General features: G+C 48.6%; 16 protein-coding genes. 7 read left to right on the top strand and 9 right to left on the bottom strand.

Translation table 11 applies throughout. The features are described from left to right. Positions 1-28 precede the first annotated feature (28 nt). The 3 genes from PGL02S_RS05760 to PGL02S_RS05750 are packed head-to-tail and all read left to right on the top strand — an operon-like array spanning position 29 to position 2,764. Entirely contained in the window at positions 29-1,159 is a 1,131-nt protein-coding gene (locus PGL02S_RS05760) for an ABC transporter ATP-binding protein (protein WP_036641980.1), read from the top strand. After that, positions 1,156-1,812, top strand: a complete 657-nt coding sequence (locus tag PGL02S_RS05755) for an ABC transporter permease (protein WP_006211412.1) — start codon at positions 1,156-1,158, stop codon at positions 1,810-1,812. Before PGL02S_RS05760 ends, PGL02S_RS05755 begins: the two co-directional genes overlap by 4 nt. Before the next feature lie 22 nt (positions 1,813-1,834). Further along, positions 1,835-2,764 (top strand): glycine betaine ABC transporter substrate-binding protein, encoded by a 930-nt coding sequence (locus PGL02S_RS05750; RefSeq protein ID WP_036641977.1) that lies wholly within the window; start codon positions 1,835-1,837, stop codon positions 2,762-2,764. Between the two features lie 130 nt (positions 2,765-2,894). Here PGL02S_RS05750 and PGL02S_RS05745 read toward each other — a convergent pair whose 3' ends face one another. The 5 genes from PGL02S_RS05745 to PGL02S_RS05725 form a co-directional block, all read right to left on the bottom strand. Next, entirely contained in the window at positions 2,895-4,184 is a 1,290-nt protein-coding gene (locus tag PGL02S_RS05745) for an MFS transporter (protein WP_036641976.1), read from the bottom strand. A gap of 107 nt (positions 4,185-4,291) precedes the next feature. Beyond that, on the bottom strand, positions 4,292-5,995 hold the full coding sequence (locus PGL02S_RS05740) for a methyl-accepting chemotaxis protein (RefSeq protein WP_036641974.1): 1,704 nt from the start codon (positions 5,993-5,995) through the stop codon (positions 4,292-4,294). Positions 5,996-6,304: 309 nt separating this feature from the next. Continuing rightward, on the bottom strand, positions 6,305-8,632 hold the full coding sequence (gene helD / locus PGL02S_RS05735; RefSeq protein WP_036641971.1) for an RNA polymerase recycling motor HelD: 2,328 nt from the start codon (positions 8,630-8,632) through the stop codon (positions 6,305-6,307). 310 nt (positions 8,633-8,942) lie between these two features. Next, a complete protein-coding gene (locus PGL02S_RS05730; protein ID WP_006211418.1) occupies positions 8,943-10,001 on the bottom strand; it encodes an FUSC family protein in 1,059 nt (352 codons plus the stop codon). Positions 10,002-10,129: 128 nt separating this feature from the next. Continuing rightward, complete coding sequence (locus tag PGL02S_RS05725; protein ID WP_036641968.1) at positions 10,130-10,795, bottom strand: phosphatase PAP2 family protein; 666 nt, start codon at positions 10,793-10,795, stop codon at positions 10,130-10,132. A gap of 181 nt (positions 10,796-10,976) precedes the next feature. Here PGL02S_RS05725 and PGL02S_RS05720 point away from each other — a divergent pair, with 181 nt between their 5' ends. Beyond that, positions 10,977-11,621, top strand: a complete 645-nt coding sequence (locus tag PGL02S_RS05720; protein ID WP_036641966.1) for an SDR family oxidoreductase — start codon at positions 10,977-10,979, stop codon at positions 11,619-11,621. Between the two features lie 86 nt (positions 11,622-11,707). Here the strand turns inward: PGL02S_RS05720 and PGL02S_RS05715 are convergent, their stop codons facing one another. Genes PGL02S_RS05715 through selD form a run of 3 tightly spaced genes read right to left on the bottom strand, consistent with a single transcriptional unit; the run spans position 11,708 to position 14,086 of the window. After that, positions 11,708-11,902: a hypothetical protein gene (locus PGL02S_RS05715; RefSeq protein WP_006211422.1), complete on the bottom strand. Its 195-nt coding sequence runs from the start codon at positions 11,900-11,902 to the stop codon at positions 11,708-11,710. A gap of 37 nt (positions 11,903-11,939) precedes the next feature. Beyond that, positions 11,940-12,992: a tRNA 2-selenouridine(34) synthase MnmH gene (mnmH, locus tag PGL02S_RS05710; protein WP_036641961.1), complete on the bottom strand. Its 1,053-nt coding sequence runs from the start codon at positions 12,990-12,992 to the stop codon at positions 11,940-11,942. 41 nt (positions 12,993-13,033) lie between these two features. Next, entirely contained in the window at positions 13,034-14,086 is a 1,053-nt protein-coding gene (selD, locus tag PGL02S_RS05705; protein WP_036641960.1) for a selenide, water dikinase SelD, read from the bottom strand. Positions 14,087-14,385: 299 nt separating this feature from the next. Between selD and PGL02S_RS05700 the strand changes: the two genes are divergently transcribed. The 3 genes from PGL02S_RS05700 to PGL02S_RS05690 all read left to right on the top strand — a co-directional run bounded on the left by PGL02S_RS05700 (position 14,386) and on the right by PGL02S_RS05690 (position 17,310). Continuing rightward, on the top strand, positions 14,386-15,453 hold the full coding sequence (locus tag PGL02S_RS05700) for a permease (protein WP_036641958.1): 1,068 nt from the start codon (positions 14,386-14,388) through the stop codon (positions 15,451-15,453). 178 nt (positions 15,454-15,631) lie between these two features. Next, positions 15,632-16,831: a peptidylprolyl isomerase gene (locus tag PGL02S_RS05695; RefSeq protein WP_036641955.1), complete on the top strand. Its 1,200-nt coding sequence runs from the start codon at positions 15,632-15,634 to the stop codon at positions 16,829-16,831. A 134-nt stretch (positions 16,832-16,965) separates the two neighbouring features. Beyond that, positions 16,966-17,310 carry a LytTR family transcriptional regulator DNA-binding domain-containing protein gene (locus tag PGL02S_RS05690; protein WP_036641952.1) on the top strand — a complete coding sequence of 115 codons (345 nt, stop codon included), beginning with the start codon at positions 16,966-16,968 and terminating at the stop codon, positions 17,308-17,310. A 96-nt stretch (positions 17,311-17,406) separates the two neighbouring features. On the opposite strand, the gene PGL02S_RS05685 is transcribed toward PGL02S_RS05690, so the two are convergent. Further along, the gene (locus PGL02S_RS05685) at positions 17,407-18,321 is read right to left on the bottom strand and encodes a hypothetical protein (RefSeq protein WP_255308612.1); all 915 of its coding nucleotides are present in this window, start codon (positions 18,319-18,321) and stop codon (positions 17,407-17,409) included. Positions 18,322-18,487 lie beyond the last annotated feature (166 nt).

Here is an 18,487-nt window from a genome sequence, read left to right as displayed (position 1 = left end):
AAACACCCATGTTCAAGGGAGGATGTTTATGATTACATTCGATAACGTCAGCAAAACCTATTCCGACGGCTTTCATGCTGTTAAAGAACTGAATTTCGAGATTCAGTCGGGGGAATTTCTCGTTCTGATCGGACCAAGCGGCTGCGGAAAAACAACCACCATGAAAATGATCAATCGTCTGATTCCCCATACTGGCGGAACGATTACGATTCATGGCAAGGATATCCGTTCCACCAATCCCGTTGAGCTCCGCCGCAGCATCGGTTATGTTATCCAGCAGACGGGGCTGTTCCCGCACTATACATTGGAACAGAATATCGGACTGGTCCCGGATTTGAAGGGATGGGACAAGGCTAAGAAAAAGCAGCGGGTCTATGAGCTGCTTGAATTGGTCGGACTCGATCCCGACACCTTTGCTTCAAGATACCCAAAAGAGCTCTCAGGTGGGCAGCAGCAGCGCGTCGGCGTTGCACGCGCCCTGGCTGCAGATCCCGAAATCATACTGATGGACGAGCCATTTGGTGCACTCGATCCGATCACGCGCGAACAGCTGCAGGATGAGGTGCTTCGGCTGCAGCAGGATATGAAGAAAACGATTGTATTTGTTACCCATGATATGGATGAAGCCCTTAAGATGGGAGATCGGATCGGCGTGATGAAATCCGGAACGATGGTTCAGCTGGATTCACCTGAGACGCTGCTCCGGGAGCCGGGACATGGATTCGTTGAAGAATTCATCGGCAAGAATCGGGTTTATCAAAATCCTACTTTCATACCGGTTACGGAAGTGATGCGCAGAAACCCGGCGACAGTTAGCCTGAACCGGTCTCCGCTGCGCGCCATCACATTTATGCGCCAGCGGAAGACGGATACCTTGCTTGTGCTAACGGAAGATGGCGTTCTCGCGGGTCTGGTATCGGCCTATGATCTGCAATCCAACATCGATACCGCGGCGACTGTGCAGCAAATTATGAAACCCGTGAAGCTGACGCTGCCTGATACGGCAACGGCCAAAGATGCCTTAATCGCTGTAAATGATGCCCCATTCGGCATCATTCCCGTTGTCGACCAGCGGGAGCGGCTCATTGGCGTTGTCACACGCGGGACTCTAATCTCCACCTTTGCAAGCCACTGGGCCGGAGGGGGTGATGAAGCATGAATTCCTCATCCATCTGGGAGCAAATCGGCCGTCAGTTCTCTTTGCGGTGGGGCGAGCTTCTGGTATCCGTTGGAGAACATATTCAGCTCGTTCTCATCTCGATGGTCATCGCCATCATCATTGGAGTTCCTGCCGGAATTCTGGTATCCAGGTATAGCTTCCTGCGAACCTGGATCATAGGCGGAGCCAGCATTCTTCAGACTATTCCAAGCTTGGCTCTGCTCGGCTTTATGATCCCGCTCCTCGGGATCGGCATGAAAACTGCGATAGCCGCACTGTTCCTCTATTCACTGCTGCCGATTATCCGCAATACCTTCACCGGTATCAAGGATGTGGACCCCTCAGTTATCGAAGCGGCACGCGGCATGGGAATGACGGGAACCCAAATCCTGTTACGGGTTCAGCTGCCTCTCGCCATGTCGGTCATCCTTGCAGGAATCCGGACGGCAACGGTTATTAATGTCGGTACCGCGACACTGGCGGCTTTTATCGGGGCTGGCGGCCTGGGGGATTTTATCTTTCTCGGGATCACCCGCAATATCGATGCACTGATTCTCCTGGGTGCGCTGCCGGCAGCCATTATGGCCCTGCTGCTGGATTATTTGCTCGGACTCCTCGAGAAGTGGACAACACCGCGCGGATTGAAAATATAACGTGGAGCGAAAGGGAAACCGCATGAAAAACACAAAAAAATCTGCCGCTTCTAGAATCCTTACTTTACTGCTACTTGTTTCGTTGACCGTCAGCCTTAACGGCTGTACCAATCCGCAATCCCCCGGCGTAAGTTCCAGCGGTCCTGCCGATCTGGTCATCGGCTCCAAAAACTTCACAGAAAACATTATCCTGGCTCATATGATGGCAGACCTGATCGAAGACCGTACGGGGCTGAGCGTCAAGCGAACGCTAAATCTCGGGGGATCCAGCGTAACCTGGAAGGCACTGCAGAACAATGACATACAGCTCTATCCCGACTATACCGGTACCATTGTGGCTAACTATTATCTGGAGGAAACCGGCAGTGCGGAAGAGACTCTTAAGCGCACAAGAGAGCTCGTTGCACAAGACGGCTTGGAATTCCTGGAGCCCATCGGATTCAACAACTCCTATGCTCTTGCAGTTACTCAGGATACCGCCGCGAAATACGGCCTCAGGACCTACAGTGATCTTGCCAAGGTTTCTGAGAATATGGAGCTTGGCGCCGAGTTTGAATTCACGGACCGGCCAGATACGTATCCAGGTCTGAAGGAGCTGTACCATATGAACTTCAAGCGTGTCAAAGGAATGGATCAGGGGATCAAATATCGCTTGATTGCCCAAAATGACCTTGACGTTGCCAGTGCCTATACAACAGACGGACAGGTCAAGGTGAACAATCTCTTTGTTCTGGAGGATGACAAGGGCTTCTTCCCTCCGTACGATGCGGGTGCCATTGTGCGGAGCGATCTGCTGAAAAAGTATCCGGAAGTGCGCGAGGCGCTGAATGCGCTTGGCGGACAGATCAACGAAGAGAACATGCAGGAGTTGAACGCGCTGGTGGATGAAGGATACCGCGAGGATCTGGTAGCGCGGGAGTACCTCGTCAAAGCGGGTCTGCTCGATAAGTAGAATCGCCTTAGGGGAGGAAACACCATCCGGGCATCGTATGATCAAAGAAATAGACCCGTATACGGAGTAGAATGCAGCGATTCAATTTGGAGTGAACGGCTTTCGCCCATACAAAAAAGGGTCTTGTCCATTATTTATGGACAAGACCCTTTTTCTTGAATTCCTGCGGCTTCTTGAAATCCGCTCGGTATGCATTTCCTCCCGGCGAGTCGTCTTCTTCTTTGGCCTCCGGCTTCACGGCGAATAATGTGAGGAGCCCGCCCACTGCTGCAACAGCGGCCAAGGTGCCGAACATCACCCAATGATTCGCGCCGAGCAGCAGTGAGACGACAGGGGGTCCAAGAGATACGCCAATAAAACGCATGCTGCTGTACAATGAAGTGATGGTGCCGCGCTGTTCCTTCTCAACGCCTTCGGTAAGCAGCGTATCCATACATGGCAGGACCATGCCGATCCCGATGCCGCCAAGCGTCATCATACCGACCACAAAATAAATCTGTGAACTGAAGCCGGTCACAATCAAGGAAGCGGTTAAGAGGGTCATACCTGCAAAACCTGTCCACTTTTTGGCCGCCTTGTTCTTGCCCGTGAATTTACCTGCCAGATACGACGCGAGACACAGCAATGCAAGCGGAATCGCAAGTACAAGGCCTTTTACCACGCCTTGCAGTTTGTAGGTGCTCTCCAGTGTCTCTGACAAATAAAAAAGCACACCGAACACGCCGAACATAGCGATACCGCCGATAGCAAAAATCGCGTACAGCCATCGGCCCTTCTCGTGCAAAACCTGCTTTGTCGTTTTCAAAAATTCACGGAGGGACTGTTTATTATTGTTGCTGCTCGTTTTTGGCGTCTTCACAAGAAATATGACCAGAACGAGTGAAATCAGACACAGAATCGGAATCGCTGTAAAGGGCAGGAACCAAATAAAACTCCCTAATAAAGCGCCCAATATCGGACTGATTACCTTACCGAATGTATTGGAGGTTTCTATAATACCTAAACTCTTGCTGACCTCTTCTTCACCCTTAAACATATCTCCCACAAGCGGAATAACGATGGGAAATGCACCGGCGGCCCCTATACCCTGCAGAAATCTCCCCGCCAAAATAACATAATACGCCGTCGTCCCGCTCAGCATCCATGCGGCCACGGCGGATACCGCTCCGCCTAATGCGGCAATGATTAAGCTTGGGATGATGATCTTCTTTCGTCCATACCGATCCGATAAATAGCCGGCAATCGGAATTAACAAGATAGCCACAACAGCATAAACCGTAATGAGCATACTGACTTTAAAGGAGCTGATTCCCAGGACTTTGGAAATCTGCGGCAAAATGGGAATGAGCATGGAATTGCCCAGCGTCATGATGAGTGGTATGGATGCCAAGGCAACCAGATCCCATTTCTTGTTTTCCATGAGAAGACCACCTTTGCGTTATCTGTCATCCATATTGTAGGTTCTTTCGCCTAGAATATGCATGACTGCAAGGTGGTCAATTTTTCCCTTATGCAATTTTTCCTTATTTATACTTTAAAACCGGACATCAACTGTCGCAGCTTGCCGGACATTACGTTCAGATCTTCTACGGAATTGGTAATTTCCTCCATGGAAGCCAGCTGTTCTTCCGTTGCAGCGCTGACACTTTGTGTTCCGCCGGCTGTGGTTTCTGTAACTTCCTGAATTCTGCGAATGGCATGAACGAGATCATCAGCCCCGGAGTTCATCTGTTCGGTTGCAACGGTTACGCCTTGAATCTGTTCATTCAATTCCACAACGGACTGCTCGATGTCCTTAAAGGCTCTCTCGGCTCCCTGCGCCACGGACATGCCTTCTGTAACCTCGCGTGTACCCTGTTCCATGACCCCGGCCAAATCATAAATATCCTGCTGAAGCTCGTGCACAAACTGCCTGATTTCAACAGAGGAATTGGAAGCCTGGTCTGCCAATTTCCGTACCTCAGCAGCAACGACTGCAAAACCTCTTCCGTGCTCTCCCGCGCGAGCTGCCTCAATCGAAGCATTCAAAGCCAGAAGGGAAGTCTGCTCCGCAATTTCAATAATAATTTGTCCCATCGCCCCGATGTTTGAGGCTTTTTCACCAAGAGCTCTTACCGACTGTGCGGATTGATCTACACTGGTGCGGATGCCTTCCATTTGGTTCAACGTATGTATAATCGCCTGTTCGCCTTCGGATGCTAACTTGTTCGCAGTGGCTGCCAACCCGGATACGTCTTGTGCGGCGAGCGTGATATGCTTCATTCCTTCCGCCATATCCGTTACCGTTGCTGTCGTTTCCTCCGTATCCTGAAGCTGGTTCTCAACCCCGGCTGCCAATTCTTCCATGATACCCGAGGTTTGCTGAGATGCCTGACGAATTTCCTCCGTGGTCGAGTGCAATGTCGACGCTGCGGTACCGACTTGTCCAGCGGTATCCTGCACCTGTACAACCAATGCTCGGAACCCCTCGACCAGCTTGTTATACGCATCGGCAACCGCCCTGATCTCGTCTTTCGTGGTTATGTTCAGGCGGGTAACAAGATCACCGCCGCCATCGGCGATTCTTAATAGCTGATCGCTCATCTGGTTCAATGGACGAATGGAGCGGGTAAGAAGATATCCCTGGATCGCAAAATAAACGACGGCTGCCACACCAATCAGCATAATCATCATATTCTGAAGTTCGCTGCTGCTGGCAATCTCATCGGCCTGCTTGGCCAAAGCTTCATTTTTATTGATCGTGAACTCCGCTATAAGCGTACTGAAAGAGTTGCGAATCTCACGTTCCTGTTTAAACGCGGCTTCGTATACCCGAAATGGTACCGCCTTGTAAAACCCCGTATCGTACCCCAATTTGTTTAAGACCTGTGTCACAGCTTCCGTGTAAATTACATATCCGGTTTCAATCTGGTTGAAGACCTTTACATCTTCCTCAGCCGTCATTAGGACTTTGGTTTCTTTCATAAGTTTACTAACGGATTCCTGTCTCGATTTTAACGAATCTACAAAGGTCGAATCCCCGGTCAACAAGTAGCCGCGCTCGTCATTTGAAATCCCTGTCAATAATGTTTCAAGTTGGGTCAGGTTGTAAATGACCTTTTGATCCTCTTCAATAATCTTGCTGAACCTCTTCTCCGTCATGTTCGAAGTGATAAATGCAATGATTACGATAACCGCTGTAACCGTCGCAAGAATCGTAGACGATAGAATTAATTTTGTTTTTATCTTCATCCGCAAGCACCCGACCTTTGATAAGTAATATACCCCCATTCTATTTTCGTCAAAATTGTGTCTAAAATGAATAGTTATGGAGGCCATGAAACCGCTTAACCCAAAAATATTTCAAAAAATTTATTAATCAACGGTCAAATAATGCTTTAAATTGGATAACACCCTCCATAAGACATAAGAAATTACCCTGATTCATCCACAAAATAATTTCCGATTTTTTCCTTGCATGAAACAGAACATTTTTTTTCATGAATCACTCCTCAAAAAAAAGATCTGCCTGAACCCAGAGCTCAGACAGATCTTCCTATTTCAAGTTTCCGGGATAAAATGGCTTTTTTCCCCGATATGATAAACATGCAGTTTATGCATCGCACGTGTGCAGGCGGTATAGAACAGCTTCCGGTCGCTTTCCCGGTGATACACGTCCTCGGAACCGTTGTAAATGATAACCGCATCGAATTCGACACCCTTTGCCAAATAGGCGGGAACAACAAGGGTTCCTTTTTCAAATGCCGGGGTCGTCTTGGTGATCAATCTCGTATGAATATCATCTGACAGCTGCTTGTGCACACGCCGGCTCTCTTCTTCCGTTCGACAGATGACCGCGACGTACTGGAATCCCTGCTCATGAAGCTCACGTATATCGGAAATAATCGTTCCGTTCAGCGCTTCTTCATCCTGAACCTGAATCACCCGCGGCGCTTCACCCGGACGGTTAAAGGGAACGATCCGCTCTCCTCCAGGAATCATTTGCCGAGTGAAATCAACGATTTCATACGTGGAGCGGTAACTTTGCGTCAGGGTGATAACTTCCGTATCCTCTTTACCATACAAACTGACCAAGTTCTCCAAGCTTCCCAGAGCCTCCCCATGCGCATAAATCGCTTGATTAAGATCACCGAGTACCGTCATTTTGGCCCGAGGGAACAATCGCTTCAGGAATTCCAGCTGGAAACCCGAATAGTCCTGAACCTCATCGACAATCACATGACGAATGGCGGTGTTCGTACGGAAACCCTGGAGCAGCTCCTTCAGGTACAGGAACGGGGTAGCATCTTCGTACATCAACGATTTATCGTCCAGGGAGGCTGTGGTGAGCTTACAGATATCCTCCCAATGTGCCGGAAGATTCTCAGGATCGCCCGCAGCCCGGCGGAACAAGGATTCGTCTGTGAACAGTTTACGGTACATCCCCTTGACATCCACGTAGCGGAATCGCTTGATCCAGCGTCTGACCGGTTTGAGACGTTGGCTGATCACCATTTTTGCAAGGACGTCCTTTTCCTTATCAAAATCGTCAAACGTCTCTTCCTTCCGTTTCTGCTTCCGCTTCATCGTTTGGAAGGCGCGCTGGTAATCATCCGAATCCAGCAGCTCGATTTGCTCCTCGACCCATGGAGCGTCTTTTTCACTTTGGGCAAAATCCGACAGACGTTTCAGCATCCATTCCTTCATAAGATCAATCCGGCCGGCGAGTTTAACCGCTGAATCATAACCATAGAACTGGGCGGTCATTTCATCCGAGCTGACGATGACCTTGCCTTGGAATACAACCGGTTTAAAGAGCATGCCATTCTTCTCAAGCAGCTCTTTATATCGTCGGATGGTATCCAGATAAGCGCCGGAGGATTTATAGGATATGCTCTCCAGACGCGCGCGGTAGCGGAGCGAATCATCTGCATTCAGCAAAGTTTCCGTCTGTGTGAATACATCTTCGAGATCAAATTCCTTGCCCAAACGGTGCTCCAGATAGGACTGGAAGGTCGTTTGCTGCATGTTGTCCTCGCCAAGCTCGGGAAGCACGGTGGACACATAACTGTTAAACAGCGGGTTCGGGGAGAACAGAATCATCTGATCGGCCCGGAGTGTCTCCCGGTATTTGTACAGTAGATAAGCCACCCGCTGCAGTGCGGCTGAGGTTTTTCCGCTGCCAGCAGCTCCCTGAACGATCAGCATGCGTGTTTTGTCGTTTCGTATGACCGCATTCTGCTCCTTCTGAATGGTAGCTACAATGCTCTTCATCCGGTCATCCGCGCTGTGGCTGAGTACCTGCTGGAGCAGTTCATCACCAATCGTCACGCCAGTATCAAACAATACCTTGATCTGGCCGCTATGGATTACAAACTGGCGCTTCAGCAGCATTTCACCTTTCACCAGGCCGGAGGGCGTCTCATACTGGGCGGGACCCGGGGCTCCGTCATAATACAGGCTGGATATCGGTGCGCGCCAGTCATAGACGAGGAACGTCTCCATATTTTCATCCAGAAAAGAACCGGTTCCCAGATAAATAGTCTCCGTCTCCGAGGTTCCTTCCTCTTTAAAATCAATGCGACCAAAGTAAGGAGATTCCACGAGTTTTCTGTACTTTTTAAGCAGCTTGCTTGACTGCAGATGAGCATGCTCACGTTCTGCCAGTACCTGTGACTGCTGTCTCAGATTGGTCGATGTTTCACCTAAATCATCCGGGTTGCTGAAGTTAACCGTAACTTCGTCCCAGAAGTCCTTCCGCATATCGATAACGACATCACGGATATCTCCGACACTCGCTTCCAACTGAGATATTTTATTGCTGATTTTCGTTGATACTTCCGTTACCCGTTTCTGTTCTTCTTGCCAATCCTGTTCGCTGATAGCCATTGTTCATCCCCCTAATATACTGGTTGACAGCGCAAAATGTCTGTGATATAATACAGTTGTGGTATTCTAACCACATTAGTTGTTTTTAATGACAAACCATTGCTAATTATAACAGCATGCTACAGTTAATACAACATTTGAATTTAGTAACCGGCCTGAATGGCCGGTTTTTTTGCATTCATATCGTGTGGTTCATCTACCATACCATGTCCGATTGGGCTTGCCAAGAAAGCTCCTGCCATCCGCATGTTGGTCATAACGGCTGATCAAAAGCGAGTCTTGATCGGCCCCTTCATATCGTTTGATATGCTTATTTTCTCAACCAGGAGAACAAGGCTTCTTCCTGTTCCTTGTCCTCCACGACACGGCTGATTTGATCCGCCACCCGATTCAACCGGTCAAGTTGATAACCGTAATCATACATGGAGGCAGCCACAACCGACAGCCGAAGCCCGCCAGGATCTGCGCCCGGTCCGCACATCACTTGCTCCATAAACGCTTCATTGTTCTCGGCCATGGTCTCCGCCTCGTCCTCATTCGGCTTCAGCTTTCCTTCGAACTTCCATAGAATATGCTCATGGTACTTCATCAGCCGCTCCAGATTGCTATCAAATTGCTCATCGATCAGTTCCGACCGTTCCGCCTGGAAGTAATGATTCTCCACGGCGTCCAGCACTTCATATCCTTTACGAAGGGATTGGAGCAGCTGCTTATACACAACAAGCTGTCTAGCTTGACTATACTTGGCTCGCTTCAGCTTCTTCTGCTCCTCCTCAAACAAATTGTATTTGTCCGACAACGATTTGATTGCTGTTTCAAGTTCCTTCTTCTCCGCACGGTAGACCGAATCCTTCATCTCGTGGGAAATGGCCGTCCGCAGCAGCAGCGACATTTTGCCGAAGACAATATGAATCCGTTTAATGTACTGCTCCTTCGGCTTTGGAGGAAATACGAGAATATTAATAAGGAAAGCAGATACGATGCCGATGATCGTGAGAATAAACCGGTTGAGTGCAAAGTCCCATTGACCGGAAGCTTCCATTACGGATATAACCGTAACCAAGGTGAGACCGATCGTCTCTCCCATTTTTAATTTCATGCAGATCATGATCACTAAAATACATACCAGACCGACCGAAATCGGTTGATTGGATAAAAAATATCCTCCGAGCATCGCCAGTATCGCCCCAAGCGTACTCGTCTGCAGTTGGTCCAGAAAATATCTCCACGACCGATAGATAGACGGCTGCATCGCAAAAATCGCGGCTATGGCGGCTACAACAGGGGATTGAAAATCAAACAGCATAGCCAAATAAAGAGCCAGCGTTACGGCTAGGCCGGTTTTGAACATTCTTGCTCCAAATGCCATAGACAGCCCTCCTTACATAACCCAAATTCAAATCTATGCTTACACACCATGATACATACTCCTCCGCTTAAACCGCTATTCCATGAATTACCCTTACTTTTCCAAAGTGATGCAGGCCGACATGACGTTCACGCATCCGGGAAGGCCCGCTTCCCCATTCTTCTCTCATAATATCGGACCATAAAACTAACCCATGCGCAGGAAGCCAAATAGCCCCCGAGGATGTCGCTTGGATAGTGAACACCCAGATATATCCTGCTAAGCCCAATGCTTAGAATCATGATGATTGCAAAGGCGATTAATACTCCTCTTCCTGTCCTGCTGTCTATATGTCTCCACAACAAATATGCCAGCACGCTATAGAAGGAAAAAGCACCCATCGAATGCCCGCTAGGAAAGCTGTATCCCGTAATTTCAACCAGGCGGTGGATATCCGGCCTCACCCGTTGAAAAATAAATTTTAATAATAGATTAAGAATAGATGAACCGAATACGACTACAATAAGTAGAAGAATCTCCGTGCGACGCCTCAATACCCAATATAGCACGGCGATTACGATAAGACACAATACAGTAACCGGACCGATCGAGCCTATAAATGAGAGGCCTATTGCGATATCCGTAATGAATGGATGCTCCAGGTTCTGTATTGAGGTTATGATGGCCAGATCGAGTGGAGCCAAGAGCTGAAACTTAACCAATGCGGCCATTATGATAAATCCTACGAAGCTGATGAGTGATATAAAGAAAATCCAGCGTTGTCTTCCTGAAGCCCAATTCATCTGTCCGCTCAAACTCTCTTTTCTCCTTTGCGTTGTTTCAAATCTATATGACTTGGGTGAAAACAAGATAATATCATTTTCCAGAGATAAAGAAAAGTCCAGCGCTGATTCCCAAGAAATTTCCCTTAGGTTATGCTAAATTTGGTATTATTACTCTAATATGATAAATTTTAACGATAAAGGAGTTTGTCCTATGAAGGTTCTAGTAGTCGGTGCGAATGGTCAAATCGGAAAACACCTTACACACCTGCTTCAAGATCATGAAGCCTACACCGTAAAAGCGATGGTTCGAAAAGAGGAGCAGGCACGATATTTCGAAAATGCCGGAATCGAAACCGTCCTTGCTAATCTGGAAGGAGCGGTTGATGAGCTTGCACAGGCCGCGCAGGATTGCCAAGCCATTGTATTTGCCGCCGGTTCAGGCGGTGCAACCGGTTACGATAAAACTCTCTTAATTGATCTGGATGGGGCTGCAAAAATGATCGAGGCTGCCGAGCAGGCACATGTCTCACGCTTCATTATGGTTAGCGCCATACAGGCCCACAACCGGGAGTCCTGGAATGAAAAAATCAAGCCCTATTATGCAGCCAAGCATTATGCGGATCAGATCCTGCGCAGCAGCAGCCTCTCCTATACGATTATTCGTCCAGGAGGACTTCTGAATGAACCCGGTACAGGCCGTATCACCGCTGCCGAGGACATCCATAGCGGCTCCATTCCGCGGGAGGATGTAGCAAGCACGATTCTGTTATCCCTGGATGAAGAGAACACCTTCCGGCGTTCCTTCGATCTGATCGCAGGCGATTCGCCCATATCCGAAGCCCTTTCGTCTATTTAAAGAAAGCCTTTCATCTCAAAGAAATCGCCCCTGCCAAAAGCGATACGTCAGGTATCCAGCTCTTGGTCAGGGGCGATCTGTTTTTTCTAATCGAATAGTGACCAAATCACAATAAATGCGATCAAGGCCAACACATAGATGACGATCAGCTTGGTAATATTAGCTTTGGTTTTACTTTCATACGCTGGATTCGACTTGCGGTTTTCCTGGGAAAAACCAACAAGCAGCGTCGCAATGCCGCCGATCAAAGCCAAAGTAATCACGATTAAATACAGAACCACAATGGATCCTCCTTATCCTCTCGGATTATACGAATGATTACGTGCCGGTCTTCTGCAGCATCTGATTCCGCAATATTTCTTTTACGGCTTTCACGGCTTCCTCTACTTTATCCACTGAGACAACGATAGGCGAGGCATCTTCATATTGACTGGAGGTATGGTTATACTTGGGATCATAATAATGCTCAAGCAGCATCCGGATTCCCTGTGGAAACCGTCCCTCCTCCAGCGACCTCCCGATCTCAGCAGCAACAGGAGTATGGATCCTGTTTTTAATCAATTGGAAAGCCGCCAAATACTGTTCTTTGTATGCAGCGGGATTGTAGTCCTCCATGATCTGGCGAACACGCTCTTCCATCGGCAGTTCAAGTACGATAGCTACGCCGGACTCCTTCTTCTCCATAAGGAAGTCGGGTACAACGATTTTGCCAATCCGCTTGCTCTCGGCTTCGAATAACACGTAAGGGGCCGACTCCACTTGCTTCAGTCGTTCAACCAATTCCGAATCAAAGGTCTTTTGATTGCTGGCCTGTAAACCGATATGGCCAAATATCGAGCCGCGATGACCTGCCAGCCCTTCCAGGTCAACGACAGGATACCCCTCCTGCTGAAGCTGCCTGAGCACGGCCGTCTTGCCCGTTCCCGTCAAACCATGCAGAACAAACGCTTCGGCCTCTAATGTCTTATGTTCAAGCGTATCCAGCACATACTTTCGATAAGCCTTAATCCCGCCAGTAATCCGGCTGACATGGATATCCATCAGGGAGAGCACGGTTGCCGCTGTCCGGCTGCGCATGCCCCCACGCCAGCAATAAACTGCTTTATCACCGTCAATTTCCTTGAATTGCTTAACGAAGGCGGGAAGCTTGGCCGACATAATGGCAAGTCCGCGCTCTTTAGCCGCGTCTACGCCTACCTGCTTATAGATGGTGCCAATCTCCGCCCGTTCTTCGTCATTAAAGACCGGAATGTTCAGGCTTCCCGGGATCGTTGAATCCCTGTATTCCGACGGGGAACGGACATCGATTAATGTCATCTTCTTTTTATTCTGAAGCTCCAATAACTCGTTAACGCTGATGTCTTGAAACATGGTCTGCTCGCTCCTTTATTGATCCCAAAAAAAAGGCTCACTTACAACTCAACGACAATGCGGGACGGATGATCGTTTACGACCTTGCCGACACTTCCCGCTTCCAGCCCGGCTTGCCGAAGCTCCATTAGAAGCTGATCCGCCTGAGAGCCGTCAACGGCGATAAGAAGTCCACCCGAAGTTACCGCATCACACAGTATCCACTTGTCGATCTGATCCATATCGTCCGGAAAATCAACATCGTCCTTCACGTGATCATAGTTGTTTTTTGTCCCACCCGGAATGACACCACCCTCGGCCATTTCTCTAACTCGCTCCAGGACAGGTACAGAGGACTTGGAAATGCGTATCCCCGTCCCGCTTCCTTTTGCCATTTCGAGTGTATGGCCAAGCAGCCCGAATCCGGTCACATCGGTGCACGCGTGAACGTTATACGATTCCATCATTTCGGCAGCGGTCTTGTTGAGTGCTGCCATTACGGCGGTAACCCGGCGGATCTCCTCATCACTTAACAGGTCTTTCTTAATGGAGCTCGTAAGGATACCGACACCTATGGGCTTTGTAAGAATCAGCACATCGCCCGGCTTGGCTCCCGCATTCGTTCTCACTTTGTCAGGATGTACGGTACCTGTTACGGCAAGGCCGAATTTCGGCTCTTTATCATCAATGGAGTGTCCACCTACCAGTGTTACACCCGCTTCTTTCAGTTTATCCCCAGCACCTCTCAAAATATCGGTCAACACCTGCTTATCGAGCGTTGAGATCGGAAATGCCACAATATTCAATGCCGTTAGCGGCTTGCCTCCCATCGCATAGATATCGCTGATTGCATTGGCCGCTGCCACTTGACCGAAATCATAAGGGTCATCCACGATCGGTGTAAAGAAATCAACCGTCTGGACCATAGCCAAATCATCGGTAAGACGGTATACACCTGCATCATCGCTCGTATCCAGACCAACCAGCAGATTCGGATTGGGTTCCGCTTGGGGGAGCTTGCGAATGACCTGAGCCAGATCCGCAGGACCAATTTTGCAGCCGCATCCTCCTTTAGAGGAATAGGAAGTTAATTTTATTTTCTCCGATTGAGTCATCACAGGTCGTCCCTTCATCATCTAAATTTTGATATATTGCAAGAGCACGTGCAACAACCCCGGCACGGATGCTCGAAATACGTCTCATCTACTCCGGGGATCATCTAATATTAATCTTTGCCAATCACTTCATTTATGCACACAATACTTATATTATATGAAATCAGCTGCCGCAAGTCTAATGATCTTCCTATTTCTTGCAATTCCCGGGAAAATCTCTCTACGACAAGTCCACATTGTGATATACTATTAGATTGGATATGTAAATAATTTCACGATATATCGGGGGAGTACGAATTATGAATCACTCAAGCGACGGTAGAATGGCCTTTGATCATTCGAATCGCAGAAAAACCATCTGGTTCATCACAATCTTCATTATAATTGCAGCAACCGGTCTGACCTATGTGAAGTGGTGGCCTTATTACGATAAAGCACTCAAGGCGATTGTCGAGCACAGTATCGGCTCATCCATACTAGGCATGGATAGCGGTGCCACCCCTTCATGGCAAGCTGCCTGGGATTATGCCATCACTTATTTCAAAGCCGTCTGGAAAGCAGCCGTACTGGGCATTCTGCTTGGCACATTAGTCCAGTCCCTGCTGCCCTCCCAGTGGCTCCTTCGCGTTCTCGGCAAATCGACCTTTGGCAGTACGGCGATAGGAGGGATTGCATCCATTCCAGGCATGATGTGCTCCTGCTGTGCCGCGCCTATCGCCATCGGTCTACGCAAGAAAAAGGTATCTGTAGGGTCTGCACTTGCGTTCTGGATCGGTAATCCAACCATTAATCCGGCAACACTCGTCTTTATGACGTTTGTTCTATCCTGGAAATTCACCTTGCTGCGACTGGTCTTTGGCATCCTTCTAACCTTTGGCGTCAGCTACTTGGCAAACCGCTTTGCCAAAGAATCGGAGCCGGTGGAGATCGACACACCGCCGAGCACCGATCTGCAAGACGATCGCCCACTGTGGAAACGCTGGCTCGCCAGCATCGGCAATATGCTCATTCGCGTGGTTCCGGCTTATTTTATCGCAGTCCTGCTGCTTGGCGCGCTGCAAGTCTGGATGTTCCCTCACCTGGGAACAGCAGCCGGGAACAGCATGCTGGCTGTCATTTTCTTTGCCGTCATGGGGATGCTCTTTGTCATTCCGACTGCCGCCGAAATCCCGATCATTCAAGCCTTCATGGCAGCAGGGCTTGGAGCCGGCCCCGCAGCAGCGCTGCTCCTTACTTTGCCGGCCATCAGCCTTCCCTCCCTTCTCATGGTAAGACGTTCGTTCCCGAGAAAGGTCATATGGTTTGTGGTTTCGTCTGTAGTCTTGCTTGGTATTGCATGCGGCATAGCGGGAATGCTTATACTGTAACCAGCACATGGGTGCACTTTTTTCAAAGAGTTATAATCAGTTGTATTCAAATCAAGGGCTTTCAATTATATTTTCAATTTTTATTTTTTCTTAAGGTAAACCAAAAGCTTATCTGGTAAAGTGATTAAAGAATGAACCAACTCATTATTATATGCAGTCGAAGGGAGTCAATCATTAAATGAAAGATAACGATTTGCAGCCAAACCACCCGGGGCAACCCGAGGATGAACAGGGACAAGCCCAAGAGAAAGAGATTATCCCCCAAGAACCGGGCGACTTGTCTAATGAAGAGGAAAGAATAGATTCGGATTCAACCTATCCTGAATCCAGTGAACCTTATAAGGAAGAGAGCGATCAGCCCCTGTCTCCGGTTGCTGTCATGCATTCAGAGGATCAGCCCGAGCAGCCCCTGCACGATGAGCAGCCTCCGGCTGGTGATAGCGGTAATGGAAGCAAAGGCTGGATGATCGCTTCACTGGTACTCGCGGCAGCGTTGATCGTAGTCCTGATAGTACCTCCATTTGCCAAGGGATCCGGTAACGAGGCAGTGGCCAAAGTCAATGACGTCAAGATTACGAAGGATACCCTGTACAATGAGCTTGTTGAAGCGGGCGGGGTACAAACCGTAAATTCCATGATCACGGAAGAGCTGATTAAGCAGGAACTGGCCAAGCAGTCCATTACCGTGACGGACGCGGAAGTGAATGAAGAAGTTGACGCTCTCAAGGCATCCTTCCCATCCGAAGATCAATTCAATATGGCCCTTCAGCAATCGGGAATGACACTTGAGGATCTGAAAGGGCAGACCAAAACCCAAGTCGAACTCAAAAAACTGATGGGCGACAAAATCAAAGTAACGGACGAAGAGATCAAAACCATTTATGATCAGAACAAAGAATCCTTTGCTACACCTGAACAGGTTCGCGCTTCTCATATCCTGGTTGAAACCAAAGAAGAAGCCGATGAGATTGTGAAGCAGCTTAAGGATGGCGCTGATTTCGCGGCAATCGCCAAAGAGAAAAATCAAGACGCTACCAAGGACACAGGCGGTGACCTGGACTTCTTCGGACGCGGCGAGATGGATCCTGCTTTTGAAGAAGCAGCCTTCAAATTGAAGAAGGATGAAATCAGCGACCCGGTGAAGAGCTCCTTCGGTTATCATATTATCAAGCTTACCGATCGCAAGGAAGCTACGAATCCTACTCTGGAAGACAAGAAGGATGAAATCCGTAAACAGCTTGAGAATCAAAAAGTTTACCAGGAATCTTCCGCTTACATTCAAGAGTTGAAAGACAAAGCAACCATCACCAACACGCTGGAGGAAGTAGCGCCGGCAGATCCTGCAACAGAGACACCGGAAGCACCTGCTGCACCCTAAAGATTGACCAAGCCCTGCACCCTCGTGGTGCGGGGCTTTTATCATGCCAAAATAAAAAGTTCTTTAAACCCTGCGGAAAACATGTTAGAATGTAAGCGTTATCAATTGTTGATCTTGACAAAGGGGGAAGCAGAATGATGAAGCACGTATCGGAATCCCGCAACATGTATGAGGACTTCGTGGTGGAGACAGACATTCTGTTCTTTAAAACCGGATCACACGGTTTGGTCAGCTTTCACGGCAGGAACTATAATATTAAAAAGAGAATGACTGCCGACAAAATCGCATCCCTGCTCTCCGGTAAACAGTTCTATCATGTCGGCAGCAACTGCTATGTGAATGTAGACAAAGTCACTACGGTAGAGCAAGGCATCGTTTACTTTGGAGAAAAGGCGCCCTCTGCCAAGCATCTGCGTATTCCGAGATGGAAGCAGGAGTCGCTGAAGCGCCTGATCACGGAATCCAAACAGCCTGTTTGAGCAGTGCCGCAACATGTATATGGTTCTGTTTTTCGAATCACAAGCAAAAGATCCCTTATCCGTTGAGCGGAGTCGGGATCTTTTGCTTGTTCAGTATCAAATCTTCAGTTTCTTGGCATTCACAATGTAAAGGTTCTTCAGCGGTAATGCGCCATTTCTGTACTTCCGGGCACCGGATTCAAACAGAACATACAAATCATTGCCACGTATCGCAATATTCTCGGACATGGGCGGCATGGTCAAAGGGGTAGCTGCGACCTTGCCGGATGCCCCACGTGTATAAATAAGCAGCTTGCTTGCATTGTTGCGGCCGCAGGACTGACTGTACAATACGCGGGATTTCGTCACAACCGCACCCTGGATACGATCAGGCGTGCTCCATGTATAAGCCGCCTTCCGGTTCGACGGCAGGTCATCGCCGGAAGTCAATCTATAACCTCGAAGCTTGCCCTTCGGTCCGGGTATACACTGCTTGCTGCCCTTATCCTCTCCATCCATATATTCACCTACCCATAGAATCCCGTCGGAATAAGTGGCATAAGATGCCTTATGACCGAGCGCATATCGGGTCATGACAACATGGCTGTAATCTTTTTTGCCCTCGATGGTGCTTAGCGGAATTTTGTACACATTTTTGCCAGACGCCACCCACAGATGATTTTTGCTGACGGCGAGTCCGCCAACATGACCGGTATGCTTATTGCTTCCGCTCTCATATAAATAGAGCGTTTTGATTCGCTTGTTGGTTTTGCTGCTGGTGATCGAGATACTGCTGGCCTGCTTGCTCTTTGTATCGCCCCAATAATGAGAAATAATAACCCAATTCTTGCTCGGCACAAGGCCGAGTCCCTGCGGTATCCATTCTTTGTTTCCGGATAAGCCGGGGACCACGGCTCCCTTTCTGCTAATATCAAAAAACTTTTTGTACTTGGAGGAAGCAGCCTGCGCCTCACCAGGGTAAGCAAAACCGATGAGGGTGAAGATCAAAACCAAACGTAATCCTATATTCAAATACCGCTTGAGCCCATACAGTCTTTTCACAATAACGCACCCACTTCCTTAATAACCGATATGCTTCTCGGATTCTCGACACCGACATAACTTCAATGTATTCCGGCATAAAAATGATATTCATTCCACATCCAGTTCATGGTAATATCGATCATAATGGGCTTGC

Source organism: Paenibacillus glucanolyticus NBRC 15330, assembly GCF_004000885.1.
Classification (GTDB): domain Bacteria; phylum Bacillota; class Bacilli; order Paenibacillales; family Paenibacillaceae; genus Paenibacillus_AQ; species Paenibacillus_AQ glucanolyticus.
The sequence above is the reverse complement of the archived record's forward strand: the minus strand, read 5'-3'. Positions and strand labels throughout refer to the sequence as shown.

What these genes read in the sequence shown, in the direction of transcription:
- PGL02S_RS05760 (WP_036641980.1), top strand. Translation starts at nt 29, where the DNA reads ATGATTACATTCGATAACGTCAGCAAAACCTATTCCGACGGCTTTCAT.
- PGL02S_RS05755 (WP_006211412.1), top strand. Translation starts at nt 1,156, where the DNA reads ATGAATTCCTCATCCATCTGGGAGCAAATCGGCCGTCAGTTCTCTTTG.
- PGL02S_RS05750 (WP_036641977.1), top strand. Translation starts at nt 1,835, where the DNA reads ATGAAAAACACAAAAAAATCTGCCGCTTCTAGAATCCTTACTTTACTG.
- PGL02S_RS05745 (WP_036641976.1), bottom strand. Translation starts at nt 4,184, where the DNA reads ATGGAAAACAAGAAATGGGATCTGGTTGCCTTGGCATCCATACCACTC.
- PGL02S_RS05740 (WP_036641974.1), bottom strand. Translation starts at nt 5,995, where the DNA reads ATGAAGATAAAAACAAAATTAATTCTATCGTCTACGATTCTTGCGACG.
- helD (WP_036641971.1), bottom strand. Translation starts at nt 8,632, where the DNA reads ATGGCTATCAGCGAACAGGATTGGCAAGAAGAACAGAAACGGGTAACG.
- PGL02S_RS05730 (WP_006211418.1), bottom strand. Translation starts at nt 10,001, where the DNA reads ATGGCATTTGGAGCAAGAATGTTCAAAACCGGCCTAGCCGTAACGCTG.
- PGL02S_RS05720 (WP_036641966.1), top strand. Translation starts at nt 10,977, where the DNA reads ATGAAGGTTCTAGTAGTCGGTGCGAATGGTCAAATCGGAAAACACCTT.
- mnmH (WP_036641961.1), bottom strand. Translation starts at nt 12,992, where the DNA reads ATGTTTCAAGACATCAGCGTTAACGAGTTATTGGAGCTTCAGAATAAA.
- selD (WP_036641960.1), bottom strand. Translation starts at nt 14,086, where the DNA reads ATGACTCAATCGGAGAAAATAAAATTAACTTCCTATTCCTCTAAAGGA.
- PGL02S_RS05700 (WP_036641958.1), top strand. Translation starts at nt 14,386, where the DNA reads ATGAATCACTCAAGCGACGGTAGAATGGCCTTTGATCATTCGAATCGC.
- PGL02S_RS05695 (WP_036641955.1), top strand. Translation starts at nt 15,632, where the DNA reads ATGAAAGATAACGATTTGCAGCCAAACCACCCGGGGCAACCCGAGGAT.
- PGL02S_RS05690 (WP_036641952.1), top strand. Translation starts at nt 16,966, where the DNA reads ATGATGAAGCACGTATCGGAATCCCGCAACATGTATGAGGACTTCGTG.